Source organism: Microcoleus sp. LAD1_D3, assembly GCF_036702135.1.
In the GTDB taxonomy this organism is placed as follows: domain Bacteria; phylum Cyanobacteriota; class Cyanobacteriia; order Cyanobacteriales; family Microcoleaceae; genus Microcoleus.
In genome coordinates, this window is sequence record NZ_JAUBSB010000082.1 from 1 (window position 1) to 19057 (window position 19057).

The 19057-nt window shown below is 45.6% G+C and carries 18 protein-coding genes; 8 read left to right on the forward strand and 10 right to left on the reverse strand.

All coding sequences use genetic code 11. From position 1 onward, the window contains the following. Window positions 1-78 precede the first annotated feature (78 nt). The 3 genes from QUA74_RS26890 to btpA all read right to left on the reverse strand — a co-directional run bounded on the left by QUA74_RS26890 (window position 79) and on the right by btpA (window position 4673). A complete protein-coding gene (locus QUA74_RS26890) occupies window positions 79-2214 on the reverse strand; it encodes a CHASE2 domain-containing protein (RefSeq protein WP_333335125.1) in 2136 nt (711 codons plus the stop codon). A 484-nt stretch (window positions 2215-2698) separates the two neighbouring features. Next, on the reverse strand, window positions 2699-3622 hold the full coding sequence (locus QUA74_RS26895) for a vitamin K epoxide reductase family protein (protein ID WP_333335128.1): 924 nt from the start codon (window positions 3620-3622) through the stop codon (window positions 2699-2701). A gap of 163 nt (window positions 3623-3785) precedes the next feature. Next, the gene (gene btpA, locus QUA74_RS26900; RefSeq protein WP_138921119.1) at window positions 3786-4673 is read right to left on the reverse strand and encodes a photosystem I biogenesis protein BtpA; all 888 of its coding nucleotides are present in this window, start codon (window positions 4671-4673) and stop codon (window positions 3786-3788) included. A gap of 407 nt (window positions 4674-5080) precedes the next feature. On the opposite strand from btpA, the gene QUA74_RS26905 reads away from it, so the two are divergent. Continuing rightward, the gene (locus tag QUA74_RS26905) at window positions 5081-6067 is read left to right on the forward strand and encodes a GDSL-type esterase/lipase family protein (protein ID WP_333335131.1); all 987 of its coding nucleotides are present in this window, start codon (window positions 5081-5083) and stop codon (window positions 6065-6067) included. A gap of 282 nt (window positions 6068-6349) precedes the next feature. Here the strand turns inward: QUA74_RS26905 and QUA74_RS26910 are convergent, their stop codons facing one another. Then, window positions 6350-7402, reverse strand: coding sequence for a Gfo/Idh/MocA family protein (locus QUA74_RS26910; RefSeq protein ID WP_015178266.1), 1053 nt, complete (start codon window positions 7400-7402; stop codon window positions 6350-6352). A gap of 504 nt (window positions 7403-7906) precedes the next feature. On the opposite strand from QUA74_RS26910, the gene QUA74_RS26915 reads away from it, so the two are divergent. Then, a complete protein-coding gene (locus tag QUA74_RS26915; protein ID WP_333335133.1) occupies window positions 7907-8524 on the forward strand; it encodes a PEP-CTERM sorting domain-containing protein in 618 nt (205 codons plus the stop codon). Window positions 8525-8560: 36 nt separating this feature from the next. Here QUA74_RS26915 and QUA74_RS26920 read toward each other — a convergent pair whose 3' ends face one another. The 3 genes from QUA74_RS26920 to def form a co-directional block, all read right to left on the reverse strand. After that, the gene (locus QUA74_RS26920) at window positions 8561-9898 is read right to left on the reverse strand and encodes a PrsW family glutamic-type intramembrane protease (RefSeq protein WP_333335136.1); all 1338 of its coding nucleotides are present in this window, start codon (window positions 9896-9898) and stop codon (window positions 8561-8563) included. Between the two features lie 177 nt (window positions 9899-10075). Then, entirely contained in the window at window positions 10076-10276 is a 201-nt protein-coding gene (locus QUA74_RS26925) for a hypothetical protein (protein WP_199292547.1), read from the reverse strand. Continuing rightward, complete coding sequence (def, locus tag QUA74_RS26930; protein ID WP_242719140.1) at window positions 10276-10836, reverse strand: peptide deformylase; 561 nt, start codon at window positions 10834-10836, stop codon at window positions 10276-10278. The genes QUA74_RS26925 and def overlap by 1 nt, the downstream gene beginning before the upstream one ends. A gap of 101 nt (window positions 10837-10937) precedes the next feature. On the opposite strand from def, the gene QUA74_RS26935 reads away from it, so the two are divergent. Next, window positions 10938-11450 carry a DUF1648 domain-containing protein gene (locus QUA74_RS26935; protein WP_333335139.1) on the forward strand — a complete coding sequence of 171 codons (513 nt, stop codon included), beginning with the start codon at window positions 10938-10940 and terminating at the stop codon, window positions 11448-11450. Window positions 11451-11823: 373 nt separating this feature from the next. Here the strand turns inward: QUA74_RS26935 and QUA74_RS26940 are convergent, their stop codons facing one another. Continuing rightward, complete coding sequence (locus tag QUA74_RS26940; RefSeq protein WP_333335142.1) at window positions 11824-12279, reverse strand: aspartyl protease; 456 nt, start codon at window positions 12277-12279, stop codon at window positions 11824-11826. A 121-nt stretch (window positions 12280-12400) separates the two neighbouring features. On the opposite strand from QUA74_RS26940, the gene QUA74_RS26945 reads away from it, so the two are divergent. Continuing rightward, window positions 12401-13693: a pentapeptide repeat-containing protein gene (locus QUA74_RS26945; RefSeq protein ID WP_333335145.1), complete on the forward strand. Its 1293-nt coding sequence runs from the start codon at window positions 12401-12403 to the stop codon at window positions 13691-13693. A gap of 696 nt (window positions 13694-14389) precedes the next feature. Here the strand turns inward: QUA74_RS26945 and QUA74_RS26950 are convergent. Beyond that, the gene (locus QUA74_RS26950) at window positions 14390-15013 is read right to left on the reverse strand and encodes a TenA family protein (protein WP_333335147.1); all 624 of its coding nucleotides are present in this window, start codon (window positions 15011-15013) and stop codon (window positions 14390-14392) included. 283 nt (window positions 15014-15296) lie between these two features. Here QUA74_RS26950 and QUA74_RS26955 point away from each other — a divergent pair, with 283 nt between their 5' ends. After that, window positions 15297-16262 carry a glycosyltransferase family 2 protein gene (locus QUA74_RS26955; protein ID WP_333335151.1) on the forward strand — a complete coding sequence of 322 codons (966 nt, stop codon included), beginning with the start codon at window positions 15297-15299 and terminating at the stop codon, window positions 16260-16262. Between the two features lie 112 nt (window positions 16263-16374). On the opposite strand, the gene QUA74_RS26960 is transcribed toward QUA74_RS26955, so the two are convergent. Then, a complete protein-coding gene (locus QUA74_RS26960) occupies window positions 16375-17484 on the reverse strand; it encodes a glycosyltransferase family 4 protein (protein WP_333335154.1) in 1110 nt (369 codons plus the stop codon). 409 nt (window positions 17485-17893) lie between these two features. On the opposite strand from QUA74_RS26960, the gene QUA74_RS26965 reads away from it, so the two are divergent. The 3 genes from QUA74_RS26965 to QUA74_RS26975 all read left to right on the forward strand — a co-directional run bounded on the left by QUA74_RS26965 (window position 17894) and on the right by QUA74_RS26975 (window position 19025). Then, the gene (locus QUA74_RS26965) at window positions 17894-18499 is read left to right on the forward strand and encodes a glutathione S-transferase family protein (RefSeq protein ID WP_333335157.1); all 606 of its coding nucleotides are present in this window, start codon (window positions 17894-17896) and stop codon (window positions 18497-18499) included. A gap of 114 nt (window positions 18500-18613) precedes the next feature. After that, window positions 18614-18829, forward strand: a complete 216-nt coding sequence (locus QUA74_RS26970) for a DUF3122 domain-containing protein (protein ID WP_333335163.1) — start codon at window positions 18614-18616, stop codon at window positions 18827-18829. A gap of 55 nt (window positions 18830-18884) precedes the next feature. Beyond that, entirely contained in the window at window positions 18885-19025 is a 141-nt protein-coding gene (locus QUA74_RS26975; protein ID WP_333335160.1) for a hypothetical protein, read from the forward strand. Window positions 19026-19057: the final 32 nt, after the last annotated feature.

The following is a 19057-nucleotide window of genomic DNA, read 5'->3' on the forward strand; positions in this document are numbered from 1 at the left end:
AAACTTATCTTTAATCGAGCTTGAATATATCGATCGCTCTTATTCTTGATGTGCGATCGATTATTCAGCAAGCCCTAATTAACAAAATTGATATTGATTTTTCCCATGTTCCTTAGCACGATACATCGCAACATCGGCATTCTTGACTAAAATCTCTGGCTCTTGACCGTCAATGGGATATAAACTAATGCCAATACTTGTAGTTACAGAAACTGTATGTTCTTCTAAAATAAAAGGCTGCATGATGGCGTCGCAAATTTTTTCCGCTACTTTCGCAGCTTCCTCGCGACCTGGAATTGCGGGCAAAATGACTGTGAACTCGTCGCCACCCAACCGCGAGATAGTATCGCTGCCGCGCAAGCATTTTTTGAGCCGACTGGCAACTGTTTTTAAGAGCAAATCGCCTACATTGTGTCCGAGAGTGTCGTTGATTGACTTAAATCCATCTAAATCTAAAAACAGTAAAGCTACCAATTCCTGAGTGCTGGAGGCTATTTCTAGAGACCGATGCAAGCATTCGTAAAACATTTTGCGGTTGGGCAAACCGGTGAGAGCATCGTGATAAGCTTGGTGGCTGAGTTCAGCATTTTTTTGTTCTAGGGCATTTGCGCGGAGTTGGCGCTCGGTAATATCTCTGATTGCTCCGACTAAAAATACATTGCCGGCCGCATCTTTATGCAGGGATCTTTTAGTCGCAATCAGATGCGTAATTCCGTGAGCGTCAGTAAAATATTCTTCATTTTCTCGCGGCTGGTGAGTTTGCAATACTAATTCGTCTTGCTGCCAAAATATCTCGGCTTCGGCTTGGGGAAATAAATCGTAATCTGTGCGGCAGGTTAAAATTTCTAAAGGATAGCCAATAAACCGACAATATGCCTGATTCAAAACAACGCAGCGGTGATTTCGATCTTTGACAAAAATCGGGTCGGGAATTGTATCGATTAGTGATTGTAAAAATTCTTTAGACCGTTTTAATTCTTCTTGCAAGTGCGCCAGATAACCCACAACTGCCGCACCAGAACCCCAAAGACTGAGGATTGGAGGAATTAAGGGCAGCCACCAACCGACTAAAAATGCTAAGTATAAACTGGCACTTAGACCGAGACATATACTTAATAAACAATAAGCAGATCGACCAAGCGATCGCAAATTCCAACTCACATTTGCTCCCGCCCAAGACCACAGTAAAATCCACAGCAACTCGGTAGCTTCTGGCCAGACATTGATACCCCCACGCCCGTCGATGGCTGCACTCAAAATTTGGCTCAAGAAATGAGCCTGAAGCTCGACTCCTGCTATTTGCTGGGGAGGAGCAAACCAACCGGAACTGTAAGCATTTTGGTAAAAGTCTCTGAGGCTGGGGGCAGTTGAGCCGATCAAGACAGCGCGCGATCGTACAAAATCAGCAGGTACTTTGCCCGAAAGCACATCGCTCATCGATACAGTGCGAAAACTGCCTCGCGGGCCGCGCAGGTTGGTCAAAATTTGATACCCACGGCTGTCCGATCGAACGTAAGCACCGTCATTCGGTTGAAAAGGCCGAAAAACCCCCTTGCCTAACTGCAAGTATTTAGGATTGGCTTTTGCTGATTGAGGGGAAATTCCTTCGCTTTGAAGGTAAAGCAAAGCCAGTCTGAGTGCGAAACTTTTATGAGTTTTGCCGTCTCCGGGCCAAGCGTAGAGCAAAGTTCGCCGGACTTTTGAGTCAGCGTCGATGACAACGTTGTTGAAACCGATTCGATCGAGCTTGTCAAGTACCGGAGGTGGCCGAACTCCGAAGCGGGTTTCGTCTGGCATCAACTCAATGCCGATTAAGTTGGGAATATTTTTAAAAGTGTTGAGCAATTCGGCGTTACCCGGTTGAGTTGGCAAATCTCGGTAAACGTCAAGGCCGATCGCCCGCGGCTTGCCAGCGTGTAATTTTTGGAGCAATTGGGCCAATACAGCATCCGAAATTGGGTAGCCGTATTTTTGCAAGTCAGCTTCGTTAATTTCTACAATGACGATGCGCGAGTCAATTAGTTCGGCCGGCCGCCAGCGCACAAACTGGTCGAAAGCAGCCCATTCCCACACCTGAAAACATCCAAACCAGCGCATTACAATGACCGTACTAGCAACGGCACTCGCAGTAATCAATACTCGGCGTTCTCGATCAACCCATTTTTTGATAGTTTCTAGCATATTTTGGGGATTTTTGCCTAGCCCTGTAAGCATCTCAGCTACTACTAGATATAGCTTTTACATTTCCGGGGCGATCGGCTCAGTCGATTTTAGATTTTAGATTTTAGATTTTAGATTTTAGATTATCCAATTTTTTGGTTTTTCGGTGCGGGCGAGTCGATTTTAGATTTTAGATTATCCAATTTTTTGGTTTTTCGGTGCGATCGGGGTGCAAGAGCAGAAACCGGGTTTCGCAACCCAAATATGTCATTTCAACAATCATTCTGGAAGCAAAAACCCGGTTTCTTGCATTTTTATGTAAAAGTTTTAGTAGTAATTCACGGATCTAAATACTAGAAACCCACAACTTGTTTTAAAAAATTTTCTTCTCACTAATTTTTACTATTTTTTTATTTATTATAGATGCAAAATTTTAGATTGATTTCGCAGCACGAGCCCAGGATAAAGTAAGTTAAAAAGCAGGATATTTCCGGCCAATCAATCTAAAATCTGTCATCTATAATCTCCAACTTTCCTGTCAGTTTTGAAAGTTGCGGGGGCCGGTGTAACCCGATAAATCAGCGAGTTTATCCAAAGATTGTGTCCCCGCATAAAACTGACCATTAATCTCCCAAGTCGGGAAACCTTTAACATTCGCAGCCGCAGCTTTGCAAATTTCAGCGCGGGAATTTTGCCCCCTGGGATCGCATTCAAAATAATCAATTATTTTGGCTGCTTCTTTGCCGAACAGCATTTTTTGGTCGTGGCAGTGGGGACACCAGTAAGCGCCGTACTCTTTAGCGCCAATTTGTCGGAGGTGGCGGGCCAAAGCAATTTGTGCCGGGCCGGAGGTTGTAGTGACGGCAGGAGGTACAATTCCGGGGGTGGAGACAGTAGGAGCAGGTGAGTTGACGCTGTTATAAAGTCCCAAGGCACCGATCGAACTCACCATTGCCACCAAAATGCCTGTAAACACCAACTGTCCGATATCTTCCCACTCGCGCCCGACTAGCACCAGTACAAACAGCGAGAGTGAAAATAAGGCAGAAGTGATGCAGTAAATGCACAGTTCCTGAATTTCAAAAGCCATCAAATACATCAAATAGCTGCTGAAAATTACCATCGCAGCGGTGATGATAAATAGCGCTTGCCAAGTTTTGTTTTCTAGTTGAGAGTGCAGTCCTTTATTGGTGTTGGGATTGACGCCTTTGGGAGCCAATGCCAGGATTGCTATGCTCAGGTAAGCCAGACAGCCTAACAAACTTAAAGGCACTGTGCCAAAGACTGTAGCGTAGGGACTGTTGAGAATTTTGTCACAGCCGCTGGTGGGACAAAGGACCGAGCCAGTCGTAAATTTAGCGATCGTGAGATAGGCCGTTTCTACGACGCCTATGGCTGCGATCGCTGCCATCAGAGTCCTAGACCAGCGATGAATCCAAGGGGTTGAACGTCGGCGAATCATTTTTTGATTTGGTAATTTGGGAATTGGGAATTGTTGACTGTTGACTGTTGAGTGTTGACTAATGACTGTTAATTGTTAACTAATGACTGATGACTGATAACTGATGACTACTGACTACTGCCAACTGACTACTGTCAACAGTCAACAGTCAACAATTCCCATTTTACGTTTTACTTGTGACTTTGCCCGGTTCCGGTGTGGGCCCTCTTGAGCCATTAGCGTCTCTGTTTTCCTGTTCGCGCTCTTTCTGTGACAAGCTGCGGCGGGCGGCTTCTACAAACTGACTGACGCGGATCGGATCGATGGGCTGCTCGATGCGGCCGTTTCGCTTCAGGGAACTCGATACGATTACGCCGTCAGCGGCCTGCATGAGGGTGGAAATGTTTTCCCACGAGGCGCCGCTGCCGATGAAAACTGGAATTCCCGCTGCTGCTGCACTGGCGAGTTCTAAGTCTTCGAGATTGGGAGGGCTGCCAGTTGTCCAGCCGGAAAGGATCACGGCGTCGGCTAAAGCTCGCCCGATCGTCTCTTGGACGGCTGTGGTCAAATTGGGGCTGCCTAGGGGTCGCCCGTGCTTGACTAACACGTCTGCTAATATTTTGACATCGCTGCCCAATTCCCGGCGGTAGCGCAGTAGCTGGTGAGCTTGGCCTTCAATTAAGCCTTGGTCTGTAGCCATGATGCCGTTGAGGACGTTGACGCGGATGAATTGAGCTCCTGTGCAGGAGGCGATGGCGATCGCGCTGTGGGCGTCGTTTCGCAGCACGTTAACGCCGATCGGCAGCGTCACGAGATTTGTTAGCCTCTCAACTACCAGAGTCATGGCACTTACCACAGCCGGATCTACGCTGTCTTTGGCAAAAGGAGCGTCGAAAAAGTTCTCGACAATGATACCGTTTGCGCCACCAGAAGCCAGCGCTGTAGCCTCTTGCTCGGCTCTTCCGATAATAGCTTTGAGGTTTCCGCCCCAGCGGGGAGAAGTTGGCAAAGGCTGTAAATGTACGACACCGATTATGGGATTCGGCGTTTTGAATATTTGTTTTAAGTCCACGGATTTTCCTGAAACCACCAAGTTCACTGACGGCTGACGGCGGATTTTGACGGTATATTCTAGAATTCTATATCCACGGGGGCGATTCGGTTGACTTAATCGGGTCGCCAAGTTGCTCAAACCCCGCAGCCATAACAGTTTAGATTTTAGATTTTAGATTTTAGATTTTACATAGGCGACCTACTCACCTCACTTAAAGACGCATACTTGCTTCTAGATAGGAGTCCTCGAAAGCAAAAAAGTTTAGATTTTAGCGAGATCTCCCAGATTCATCTGTGAAGTCAATGCTTTAATCTTTAATCTAAAATCGACTGACTACAATCGGGGTTGAAAGCTTGACTGCCATTGCATTCTTTTTTATACCTTGGTGTCGGCAGGGGTTTATCCTTCTATATCGAGGTTAATTGGTGAAAGTTGTTCTCATAATTTTCGCTGTCACCGCAGGATTGGGGGCGGCAATCGAAGTGCTGCTGCGGGTGCTGCTGGGTTTTGGTAATCCCTTGATTTATATTGCCGATGCCGAGTGTGGCTATTTGTTGGCGCCCAACCAGAAGGTACGCCGCTTGGGCAACCGGATTGAGATTAACGAGTATTCGATGCGTAGCGGAGCGATCGCCCCTACACCCCCTCCAGAAACTCTGCGCCTCTTGCTGTTGGGAGATTCTGTCGCCAACGGCGGTTGGTGGACACATCAGACAGATACGATCTCGGAAATTATGGCTCGGAATTTGAGACTGCAAGTACAGAATCTGGCGAGCGATTCACAATTAGGTTCACCAGTCAACTATTCAAATTTTGAAGTTCTCAACGCCTCAGCCAATTCTTGGGGGCCGAGGAATCAACTTGCTTACGCCAAGCGGTTCGGTGTTTTTGGGGCAAGGGCTTTGGTTTTGCTGCTCAATACGGACGATTTGTTTGCATCGGCTCCTTGTGATCTGGTTGTGGGGCGCGATCGATCTTACCCGGATCACAAACCCCGATCGGCTACGCTAGAGTTATTGAGCCGCTACCTGCTCCCTGCAGTGCCGACTCCCCAATTGACCGCACCCGGAGCTACAAGCGGCGATGTAGTAGGCTGCAACTTAGAAGCTATTCGCCAAATCCAGAAAATAGCTGTATCCGCCAACGTCGAGTTTTTGCTAGCCGTCACGCCGAAGCGGGGCGAACTCGGCGGCCCGGGCCCTCGCGACTGGGAACTCAAGGCTAGAGCGCGTCTCGCCGAACTCGTAGAAACAGAGAAAATTACTTACATAGATTTTCTTCCCATTTTCAATTGTGCGGCCGAAATTCCAACTTTGTATCGAGACAGCATTCACCTCAGTCCTCAAGGAAATCAGCTAGTTAGCAAAACCATCAGTCGTCAAATAGTCGCTCTTTTTTTGCATAAATCGTGACCTCACCTAAAAACGTATACTTGCCCACGACTTCTGTTGTCGAGAGCAAAAAAGTTGAAACCTTAGTTCAAGCCCCCAGATTCATCTGCAGAGTCAATCTAAGATCTAAAATCGTTCGACTGAGCGCAACTCGACGATGGCACTCGCCGAACTTCTCACGCCGAATTGTCCAATCTCAACTCGACTGACATCGAATCCGGTTGCATGGGAACAGTTACCCTCTTCAAGGAACAACAAACCCAAACTGTAAAAGCAGCCGGAAACGACACGATTTGTCTCGATTTAGCTAACTTGCAAAGTAGACTCTAGCTCTTTCGGATACCAAGCTTGACCGTCGAGAGCCATTTGCTCGATCGAACTCGCAAGCCGCAGAGCTTTGAGAGCTTGTTCTCCTCCCACAGAAGGCTGATTTCCACCCCGCACGCAATTAATAAAATGCTCCAATTCTGCGTGGAGCGGTTCAATATTGCTGGTGTAAACTTTCTCGATCAACCCATCTTGACGGTAAAGCACCTGACCGTAATCCGTCACGTAATTGGCGGTTGTTTGTCGGTGAATCAAGATTTCGTTGTTGAGAAAATCTGCCTCTGTTAGAGAATTTTTGCAGTGAGCCACGATTGAACGGAGTTTACGGTGCGTCACCTTACTGGCAGTCAGGGTGGCCACAATGCCGTTAGCAAAGTTCAACGTCGCTGTCACGTAGTCTAAATAACCTGAATCTGATGCCCTGCTCCCGCTAGCCGTCAGCTTCACCACTTGGGAATCTGCCAATTCCAAAAGCAAGTCGATGTCGTGGATCATTAAATCCAAAACTACCGATACGTCGTTAGCCCGCTGGGAATAGGGACTCATCCGGTGAGCTTCCAATGCCAGTAACTCTTCAGTTTTCAGCACTTTGCCGAGTTCCTGAAAAGCTGGATTGAAGCGCTCGATGTGACCCACTTGTAAAATCCGGTGGGCCTCAGCAGCCGCGTTGACCAAAGATTCGGCTTCGGCAATGCTAGCCGCGATCGGCTTTTCAATTAAAACGTGAACACCCGCTTGGAGACAAGACATCCCCACAGGGTGGTGCAGGCGAGTTGGAACGGCGACGCAAACTGCATCTACGTGGGCGAGCAAATCTCGGTAGTCTTCAAAGAAGCGAACCCGGTATTTGCTTGCTACATCTATTCCCCGCTCTACATTTATGTCTGCAACACCCACGAGCTCGATATCTTTTAGCAAGCTCAGAACTCGCGTGTGATGCTGGCCCATATTGCCAACCCCAATCACCCCAATGCGGAGGGGTTCGGGTTGACTTCGCTGGGCGAAAACGTTTGCGTATCCCAATGACATCCTATCTAGCACTCCTGGATTCTCCTCCACCACCACAGGAATCAAGCCCCTTGGCTTCCCTCAGCTACTCACAGCCATCCAGATAGTACCACAGTCAAACTATTTGTGAAGAATTTCTAAGTTCAGTTGGGATTATCGCGTCAGGCAGTTAAGCAGAAGCGAATCGTACACAAGGGCAAAATACTGGGGTAAAATGTCTGGAGATTGCGTATTGACAAAACTTATTAAATGTGTATATGGGGCGGGACGATCGTCCGCAGCATCGCAACAACACACACCCGTCGGAATATGTTGCTGAAATTATCAAACATTTGCCTTGTTTAGGCGCAAAAGCAATAGTAGGCAAGTAAGAAATGATACAAAATTCAGCCGTCGCGCACCTGTACGATCTGGGGTGTTTACATTTGGCAATCTTTGAATAAAAAATTACGTTAAGAATGCGGATTATTACGGGCGATCGCTCACTCAAATAAAGTAGACTTACGTAAAGCTTAATAAAAAACAATGAGTCAAAAACAAAGGCCGAGATTAGGAAGTGCGATCGCTACCACAATTTTAAGTGTGTTTTCAGCCGTGTCATTGGTAGGAGTAGACAAAGCACAAGCCGCCGTACTCACCTACAATGTTAACCATAGCAATTTGAGTTTTTTCAAGGTGAATAACTCCTCCCTTACAGGGATAGGATATGAATCAATTGCCGTTTCCGAGGGAAGATTGTACGACTACACTCTTGGCGTCGCGGGAGCCAAAGAATACTACGACTTGGCAGGGGCTAGTGTTGGATTTTATCAAGGGGAGTTCCGCGGACTGAGCACATCCGGCTATGACCAGGTGATCGTAGAATTCGACGAAATCAACAAGCTAGACTACAGGGTATTTTGGTCTATCTTTCCCTACCCGACGGGCCCTACTACGTCGGTATCTGTAGTAACTGGGTATAGGGAGGTCATTTATTATCCATATCAAGATATCGATAGACGTATCTTCAACTATGACGAGGTTTATTACACCCTAGTGGATAGCGCACCGGAACCAGTTCCCGAACCTCTCACCGTTGGGGGCACAGCTTTAGCATTGGCAGGTTTAAGCAGGTTCAAACACAAGAAAAAAATGGCAGTTTGAAGTGCGATCGCACCTTAACAATTAAGCACTCAGCAGTCACTTTTCATAAAATATTCTCGTGGCAAAATTTTGCTCTCGATTCGGAGACAGAGCTCTGGCTTTCAAAATCGCGGCTACCAAAAACGCATAGGACAAAACTCCCACCAAGGCCAGCAAAAGTACGCTGGCGGCTCCCGACGCATTCCACAAAGCGTGAAGTGCAGAAGCACTGAAATAGCCTACGCCCAAAATTTGCCAGCGCTTCCTAGGTTTGAGGGCGCTCAAACCGATAAAATATCCCAAATAGCCGCTGTAAGCCATGTGTCCGGCGGCGGAACCCAAAATGCGGGGAATTAGCAACTGCAATCCTACTAATTGTCCGGCGTCGGGCCCTGCTTGCAGGGTGACATTTTGGATGACATTGGGAACGTACTGTCCCAGAGTTTCTAACAGTGTAAAGCCGACTGCCGAAGCACTTCCTAACAGAATTCCGTCTAAAGGTTCCCAAACACCGATTCGATCACGCCACGGATTTCGCAGCCAATTTCCCAGCAGCATCGCTCCCAAAACGGGCAGGGCTTTCAGCAATTCTTCCATCAGACCCGCCCCGAAAAACATTCTGGTCAAAAAAGGCAAAAAACTGATTGTTTCGCCTTCCATTGGCAGGCGGCCGGGCAAAATTTCTCTAAATACTAATATAAATCCAATTAATAAGGGGCTGAGCAAAATCAGGACTGTAGTTAACGCCGAACCAAGCAATACCCACCAAGGCTTATGTTTGCCGCACAGTTGATAGATAAAGTAGTAAGCCGCACCGGCGAGGTAAGCTGACAGGAGCAAGTTGAATGCTGCGGAATTTCCAACGGCGACAAACATCGACACCACAACAATCACTGTGGCAATACCTGGATATAAGTAAGCTTTTTGGCTTAATTGTTTGCCAGTGGAGGCGATCGGGAATAATTGAGTTAAAGTGAGAGCGTCTTTTTCGCTACCAGCAAAATTGCCCGTTTGTCGTGCAGGGAATCCGGGTTGATTTTGGTAAGGGGTTACGGGAGATTCAAATATAAATTCAGGGCCGTCAAGGCCGAGACTGATGCGATCGCCTGTTTCTAAAGTTTGGCAGCCAGAGAGCTTTTTTCCGTTGATATAAGTTCCGTTAGCGCTGTTGAGGTCGCAAATTTCCCATCTTGTCAAAGTACCCTGAGTTAGCGGACGGACTGCGGCGTGGCGGCGGGAAACCATGCCGTGGGCGATCGACTCTAAAGCTATTTGACAATTGCGATCGCGTCCGATGACCAATTCCCCATCTTCAGAAAGTTGGTACTGGGATGCTGGCGTTCCCGCAGCATCTTTGGCTAGCACTTGTCGCAGAAATCCGATTTCATTAGTCATGAGTTATGAGTCATTAGTCATTAGTCATTAGTCATTGGTCATGAGCTCGCGAGCTGTTAGCTGATGTTATTTTTGAGCAGTCTTTATTCCACAGTTATTGGTTGTTAGCTGCTGACTAATTACTAATTACTAATTACTAATAACTGCTGACTAATGACTAATGACTAATAACTCTGCTTAGAGATTGGCCCTGGCATCCTGAACGGCTGCATAGAAAAATATGCCAGTTAGCGGTACGCTCAGGGCAAGGATGATGCCCGTGACTAAATTGCCCAGTTGAGCTTCTCCCGATGACAGCTCAAAGATGGAGCCGACTGCGGCGATCGCAGTGATGCACGAAAGAGCTAAGAGTAAACCACTTTTCGGAGTTCCTGCCATCATACTGATTTTACGGCCTTTGGCGAAAATTTATGCTTAACTAATGCTTCATTCAGTGCCAGCTTGTTTTCTACTCTGTCTACAAACAGCACTCCGTTGAGGTGATCCATTTCGTGCTGAATTGCCCTCGACAGTAACTCTGTTGCTATCAGGGTTTGTGGGCGGCCGTATTCGTCGCGGTAGGAGACTTCAATGACTTCTGGGCGTTTGACTTCTAAATAAACTCCCGGAATGCTCAAACACCCTTCTTGCAAGATGCAGATATCGCCGCTGCTACTTTTGATGGTGGGATTGATCAAAACCATTGGGGGTGTGGCAGGGTTTTCCGGGTCGCAATCGAGTACGATTACTTGTTTGTTGACTCCGACTTGGGGGGCGGCCAAACCGATGCCATCGGCACTGTACATGGTTTGTAGCATTTCTCGGACTAGCTGCCGAATTTCTGCATCGACGCTTTTGACGCGCTTGGCTGGCTGCCGCAGGACGCGATCGCCTAATGTGTGTATTGTTAGGGGCGGTTTTTCTAACTTTTTCTTTTCAATCAAGACCTGAGCCGTCATAGAACCTCGCGGGATGTTTGGAAACCCCCAACGAAAGCTGTTGGAGGATGAAATTGGAACCAATACTATTATTTTCAATATTAATCTAATTTTAAGTAGCCATGACTGGAAACGCACCAAACCAACGACCGGTTATTTCTCTGGGGCTTTCGCCTGTTGTAGTGGTGGTAGAGCTTTTAGGTGCGATCGCGATTTTGCTGGCGATTTTGCTCATCGTCAAGTTTTGGGCAGTTTTGCCCGATCGAATTCCGATTCATTTCGGCTTGGGGGGGCTGGCTGATGCTTGGGGCGACAAGGTGACGATTTGGATCATGCCGGCGGTTGCTGCCATTATTTTTGCGGTTTTAACTGCGGTATCGCGCTATCGGCATACTTTTAATTATCCCGTACGGATTACTTCTGAGAACGCTCACCGGCAATACCTGTTGGCGCGAGGTCTTTTGGCTTGGCTGAAGGCGGAGATTTGCTGGCTGTTGGCGTTTGTGGTGCGGCAGCAAATTCTTGTCGCTTTGGGCAATGCTCAAAGGTTTAGTGTGGAGTTGATTTTGGGGATAATTGTTTTGATATTTGGGACGGTTGGCGTGTATTTGCTCAAGGCTTATTCTGCTCGCTAGATGTAGGGCAAAAAACTTACATATACCCAAAAATAAAGTTTTTTGGTATAAATTTTTTAACCGCAGATAATATTATCCTGCATTAACAAATAAAATTCCTTGGTATTGAGGACTAAAGTCATCTAAGTTTTATGATGAGTTTAGTCGTCACTAAAAACATTTTTGATGCCGGGTAATTTACCGAAAGTATCCAGGATACAAGCCCCCGGATTCATCCGTCCAGAAATAAAAAACCTGTATCCGATGAAACTTGCCCCCCCAATTTCTCCGTGGGGTCAATGCTTCACTTCTTTAATCTAAAATCTAAAATCCATTGATGGGACATGATAGGAATCACAGGTGAGAGGTTTGTGCTATGGTAAACGCTGATCGACTAACCCATCAGATACGTTTGCTGATTGTTCATCGGCAATACTCGCAATCGTCGATTTTTTAAATCAGGTTCTAAGCCTAGTTCTTCCATTGGAATCACGCCCAACAAAACAGCCGAAACGCCTTCGGGTAACTCTAAACAATCAAATCTGCCTTCTCTCCCTTCTACAATAATTTGAGCGTCGGCAAAAATTCGACCCTTTTTTATGCCCGCTGATGTTTCTCCATCTCTTTCTCCTACTTGTATTAAGCCTAATTGGCTAATAATGCGAGCTGGCAAGGAAAGCAGAGTTGCTCCGGTATCGACAACAACGTTATCGAGGATAACAGAGCGGACTTCCTCAGCAGAAATAAATCCCCGTTCAGCCATAACTCGATCGATGCGATTCGTGACGGTGATTGTAGTGATTACTTGACCCCTTTGTTTTTCTTGAAGATTGGGGAGTACCAGGGTCATAATATGTTACCTCTTTAGAGTATAATTAGTGGATATTTCTATTGTAATGCTATCTACAATCCTGGGAAAGTTAGTTAAAATCGTTTTAATGACCGGCTAAAATTAGCATTTGCCTCAACGCATGACACCAGACAACAACTCTTCTCAACCCAATCGCCCTGAATCTAACGTGACTGTAGAAAGTCTCAACGGTGCGAACCCTAATGTGCCACCAGAATCAGGGATAATCGTCGCTACTGCTGAACCGGAAAAACCGGCGTCGTCACCTCCAACTCGCAAAATTGTATTGCCGCAGCAGCCGGAACAAACGACTCCTGAGAAGTCGGGGTCAGTGCTGACGCTGGGGTTGATCGCAGGGATGATTTTTGGGCTGGCCAATGACAACATTTGGCTGGGCTTAATTGGCGCCGTCGGTGCGATCGCCATATCGCTGCGGCTGATGTGGCCGAGTTGGGGCAAAATCTGGGCGCAGGTAATTCCGCCAACTTGGCGCACGCTGATCGTCGCCTGCTTCGGGCTTTTAGCTGGGATTGTGGGTTTGCTGATGCTCAGCGGTACTAATACTGAACCGGGAAGCCGCAACATCCAAATCAATTGGGAGGCAATCGGGGCTCTCGGCGAGTTGATCGGCGCTTTGGGCCAAATTTTGATCGCAATCTTAGGCGTTTATGTGGCTTGGCGGCAGTACGTGATATCCAAAGATTTGACGATTCAGCAAAATCGAATTACGCAGCAGCAAACGATCGATGCTTATTTTCAAGGGGTTTCGGACTTAGCCCTTGACGAACAAGGGTTTTTGGAAGACTGGCCGCAGGAAAGGGCGATCGCAGAAGGGCGCACGGCTGCAATTATGAGCAGTGTAGATGCTGAAGGTAAAGCTAAAATTCTGCGGTTTTTGTCGCAGTCGAGATTGGTTACTCCGCTGAAGCGCGATCGGCTTTTAGGCCGCCCCATCCTTGACGGCGACGGCGGCTACGCTGAAGATAGGGATCACGGTATCCGCGTTATCGATCTCAATGTCATGTTAGCGGGTGCTGACCTGGCGGGCACCGATTTGCGGTGGACGGATTTGAGCGAAGCCAACCTCGTCCGCGCTAATCTCAGCAAGTGCGATTTAGTGAAAGCAAACCTCTCCCGCGCTGTCTTGTACGACGCCAATCTCGCTCGCGCCGATATGAGAGGCGCCGCATTATTCTACGGCTCTGCAGAAACTGCATCCCCCCGCAGCCGTACCGAATTTCCCAACTATCAAACGGGCGAACATACCGGCGCTGTGGTTGAACGTGCTGATTTCACGGGTGTCAAGCGGCTGTCGGACGAGCAACGCTATTACTGCTGCACTTGGTGTGGCTCGAAGTCGAGAGAGACTATTCCCGGTGGCTGCGAAGGGATTCCCAATAAACTCGGACGTTAAAATTAGCAGTACGGCTGTACTTACATATATATTTGGCGATCGCTCGGCAGCGGACTATACTTTAATTTTAAATCTACAGTCTTGCGCTGTTTTAGCCATGACAAATACGGATTTAGGGCTAGAAGTAATTCCGCGCCTGGAGCGCTCCAAAAGTAATTTTTGTCGCTGCTAGGTGCTTTCTGATGGGACGGTAAAGGGTATATAGAAATCGCTAATTTAGGTTACAGCTATGCAGATGATGGGCAGCAGCCTTCTATGGCTTTTTATCCGCTGTTGCCTTTGCTAATGCGCGGCTTCACAACTCTTGGAATGCAAGTGGAAGTAGTAGGGGTAATAATTAATATTTGGGCATTTTGGGGCGCATTCTTGGTGGCTGCAAGCTCTTAGTAAAGTTGCCATGATTTAGGGCGGTGGCTATTTATTGGATATGTGAAAAAGGTTGAGCATTACAGTCGGCTATTTCGGTTTTTGCTCTTAAGCGCTACTGATAAATTCCGTTGATATGCAATCGTTTCACCCCTACGCTTACGGCATTGTGTAGCTTTCAAGGGCCCTCGGTTTAGTGTTGAGTAATCAGCCTTGTTGGGGATATGCTGTTATGACATTATTTGCTACATTCCTGCTGTACATGGCTGTTAAATTTGCTGCGTGTAGGTAGCTTAAGATAGTTTTCCATATTTGTTGCACAAACTTAATTTACTCTATTTCCCAAGCGGCCTGAAAAAAGTCTCTTTCGCACAGCATAGCGTAGCGATAGGTTGCTTCTACTTCCGGCCCAGCTTCTGCGTAGCGATCGACCAAACTTTCCAGCCGTTTTGCTAAAATCTCAAAATCCGGGCTGCTATAGGTGGAAATCCAGTCGCTAAATGCGTGTTCCGGTATATTAGGTTTAGCTAGCTGCTGTCCCAAAAAAGCATACAACCGCAAGCAAGGAGTCATCGCGGCTGCTGTCAAACCTACACCACTTCCCCAGGCTGTCGCTAATAAAAAATCTGTGTAGCGGCGGGTAGGGATTCCAGGTTTTGCCTCTTGCAAGTTTACCCCCCATTTGGCTGCATATCCTTGATGCAAACGAAGTTCTTCTAAAACGCCACTACTGAGATTGTGGAGGATTTCAAACCCCTCCCAGTCGGGTGCTTTTGCGGCAGCGATACTGTAAGCGCGAGCGAATGCTCCCAGAAAAAATGCGTCTTGTGCAATGTAATATGCAAAACTATTTGAGGGTAGGCTGCCGTCAGCAATGCCTCTGACAAAGGGGTGTTGCAGACAAGCTTCGCTTAAGTCTTGATTTGCTTGCCAAAGATAATTGGAATTTGTCATGCAATTTTGAATCGATGGGTTATGATTGTAATTTTTATAGTCTGACTAAACATCTATGATAACAGATGTTTTAGCTTGGGGTGTCAGTCTTATGGTATCTTTTATTTTTCGTATTTAAGAAAATAGATAAGTGTTGGTACGCGACTATTTTGTGGGCTGCTGTTGTCTGGCTAAAAGAGCGAAATTACGTGCCGAACCTCTCTCATGAAGCAGCTAGGGGGTTTGGGGAAAAAGAAAGTTTTGATTTAACGGTGGAAAAGCCAATTTTTAAACAGAAACTGCAATGAAAGATACACCTAAGTATTCCTTGGTAATTCCTATTTATAACGAAGAAGAAAATCTCGCTGAATTGTATCGGCGAATTAGTGGGGTGATGGATCGAATGGACGGCCCAGTAGAATTAATTTTAATCAATGATGGCAGTCGCGATCGCTCTCTCGAACTTTTGCGAGAATTGCACGAAAAAGACTCGCGAATTTGTTACCTCAGTTTGGCCCGCAATTTCGGTCATCAAATAGCTGTAACTGCTGGTTTAAATTTTTCTAGAGGTCAAGTTGTAGTTATCATGGACGGCGATTTGCAAGACCCACCAGAGCTAATTATAGATATGGTAGAACAGTGGCAGCAGGGCTATCAAGTTGTTTACGCTCAGCGCACTCAACGCCGTCAAGAAGGTTGGTTTAAGCGGTTGCCAGCTTATATGTATTATCGCATTTTGCGGAATCTTGCTGATGTTGATATTCCCATAGATACGGGAGATTTTTGTTTAATGGATCGCTGTGTAGTGGAGGTACTCAACGCAATGCCTGAACGCAACCGCTACATTCGGGGACTGCGGGCTTGGATTGGTTTTAAACAAACGGCGGTTAAGTTTGAACGTGATCCACGCTTTGCAGGCGAGGTTAAGTATACCTTCAGAAAATCTTTGAGTTTAGCGATGAATGGTTTAGTATCTTTTTCAAAAGTTCCCCTCCGACTTTCGATTTATTTGGGGTTATTTGCTGCATTTATATCGGTGTTAATGGCTTTTTTGATTTTGTATTGGCGGCTTTTTTATCCAAATTCTGCCTTAACTGGTTTGACAATTGTCATGATGGCGGTTTTCTTTTTGGGTGCGGTACAGTTGGTGAGTATTGGGATTTTGGGCCAGTATATAGGGCGGATTTACGAGGAGGTGAAGGGCCGGCCGCTTTATACGCTGGCAGAAGTGGCTGGTTTCGATCCATTTCGTCAAAAAAATGGTAAATAAGCAGGACTTTTTTACTATCTTGACGGCTTAAAGATAGCGGTTGTATGGTGCTCTGGTGAATCATCTGAATCCTGAACCACATTCAAAATGCGGGTTGTTGATTCATTATTTGCTACTTAATTTCAGCGGAGATAAACTCCTGATGCCATTGTTGAGCGACTCTATCCCAGCCAAATGAATCTTTAAGAGTTAATGCTTCCTTTCTTAAAGATTCTTGTTTTTCAGGATTTTTTAGCAAGTCAATCACTGCTGCAATAAAAGCATTATTAGTTTCCTCATCGCCAGCAGGTCCCTTAATTCTGATACCTGATTTTACAGTGTCATCTAAACCTGCATAAGTTGTCACCACGGGAACACAACCAGCGGCTTGTGCTTTCCAAGCACTAATACAGAAAATCTCCGCAGCAGTATGACAAGGATAAACCCAGATGCCTGATTTGAATAATTCTTCAACTAACTCTTTGTGTCCAATCCTGCCATGTTCATAGACATTTTCCTGCGCGAAAAGTTGTAAAAGTTTTTGCTTTTTATCTGGTAAGTATGGAAATTTCTCAAGATAAGGTGAATTAATTAAGGCATCAATTCCTTGCCACCCATAAAAAATATGTAATTCAACATCGGGCACTTCTTTGAGAACTTGATCCCATTGAGTCAGTAAATTTTCAATACCTCTTGCATAATCACTAATCGAAATTAGCCTTTTGGGATTTCTAGCAATTCCTGTTAAATTGAAATCTTCGAGATTAATCCCATTGGTTGTTAAAAAAATCTTGTCTTCAGGAATCCAGTCTGGCAGCAGAGATTTATGAAAACTTGACAACATAAAAAGTTTATCAAAACTTGCCAGAAATTCTAAACGCTGAGACTCTTCTACAGGAGGAAATAATTGCGGGTTATCGTGCATCCACACCGCAGTTTTTCGGGCTTTCACTTTCATACGCATAGGTTGTGTCCAAACACGATGAAAGATTATGACATTAAAGTTATCTTGGGCATTGAATTTATCACCTGACTGATAAACTACTCCTTTATATTCCCCTTCCATATCACCGCAGCGATTAAAAACAGTAACCTGGTAGCCTAATTTCACTAATTCTTGACTTAAGTAAATGATCGCTTCTTCACTTCCGCCAATACCTTTATTTACAGATAGAGGAGACCAATCTTCTAGATGAAATGGAAAATTGGAATAAATTACAATTGAGTTATTGTCCCAGTTCATATTATTGAAGTTTCACAAAAAAATGACATTAATATCGTATAATAAAATTATATGTTTGTCAAATAAGTCCCAAAAATCACCTATTGAGGCTCTCAACCTACACAGGCGGCAACAGTATTATAAAAAGTTCCCCATAGGCGATTTTGGAGAGTCTCCATTGAAGCGTAAATCAACGGTTTTCCTGTCAACCAAAGTCCGCCTGCCCGGGCTAATATTTATGAGTTGTAGCTACCCAGGATTTGGTATTACACATATTACTTCTGAACCTAGCAATGCTGACATTAACCGCCGATCATGCTACGAATTATAATTCGTGAAATTCTATCTGTCTGTCTGTCTGTCTCTCTCTCTCTCTCTTTCTTAAGTCTGCGTCCTCTATGTTCTCTAGGGCATATTAAACAAAATACTTATGTTTAAACTTTACGAATATTCGCTTTCTGGGAATTGTTATAAAGTTCGCTTGCTTTTAACTCAACTTAATATTCCCTTCGATCGCACAGAAATTGATATTCTCCAAGGAAAAAGCCGCACACCTGAATTTTTGGTCAAAAATCCCAATGGCCGCATTCCGGTGTTAGAAATCGCACCGGGTAAATTTCTCTTTGAATCGAATGCGATTATGTTTTACTTGAGCGAAGAAACTGAGTTTTTCCCTACGGATAAATTTGAACGTGCTCAAGTCATGCAGTGGTTGTTTTTTGAACAGTACAGCCACGAACCTTTTATTGCTACTTCTCGTTTTTGGTATTTGACAGGGAAAGCACAAGAATATCAGGAAGCACTTAAACAAAAACAAGCACCGGGTTATGCTGCTTTGGGGGTGATGGAACAGCATTTAACCAACCATGCTTTTTTTGTAGGTGATCGCTATACTATTGCTGATATCGGTTTATTTGCTTACACTCACGTTGCTGACGAAGGTGGATTTGATTTAACCAGATTCCCGACCATTCAAACTTGGATAAATCGAGTAAAAAATCAACCCCGATATATCAGCATTACACAATTAAATTAAATTAAATTTAAATGAGGCTAAATATACTATACATCTACAACCTTACCGTCACATTTCTCAGGCGTTTGACTGGTTATCGGGAGCCCCTTACCTGGGTTTTCTACTGGGACGTAAATCGAAGAGTATCCAGCGCAAATCCTCTACCCATCCCGGCAAAACCTGCGATATCACAACGGAAATTCCTGGCAGACGATCGCCTTTAAGCGTATTCATCCCGGTGGTAGTGCGATTGTCTCGACTTTTGGGAGTTTACCGAGCGAGTGCGACCGCAGACATACTCTAAATTTGAGAAAGGTTTCGCCTGAAAAACCCTCCCAAAGACAGTTTTAAATTATCGAAAACAGAGGTTAAAATAAGGCGGTTAAATTCATTCAAGCATCTAAGCATGACATATTCTACTATTGACAATCTAACTGAACAGCAGTGGCATCAGCAATCTGCTGCCGATGCTGCGAAATATCTGAGGACAGATAAAGACAGCGGGGGAGCATCCCGCTTTTTAACTAAGCATACCTACCCATTTTAATCTCATTATTTAAATATGCACATCTGAGTCTT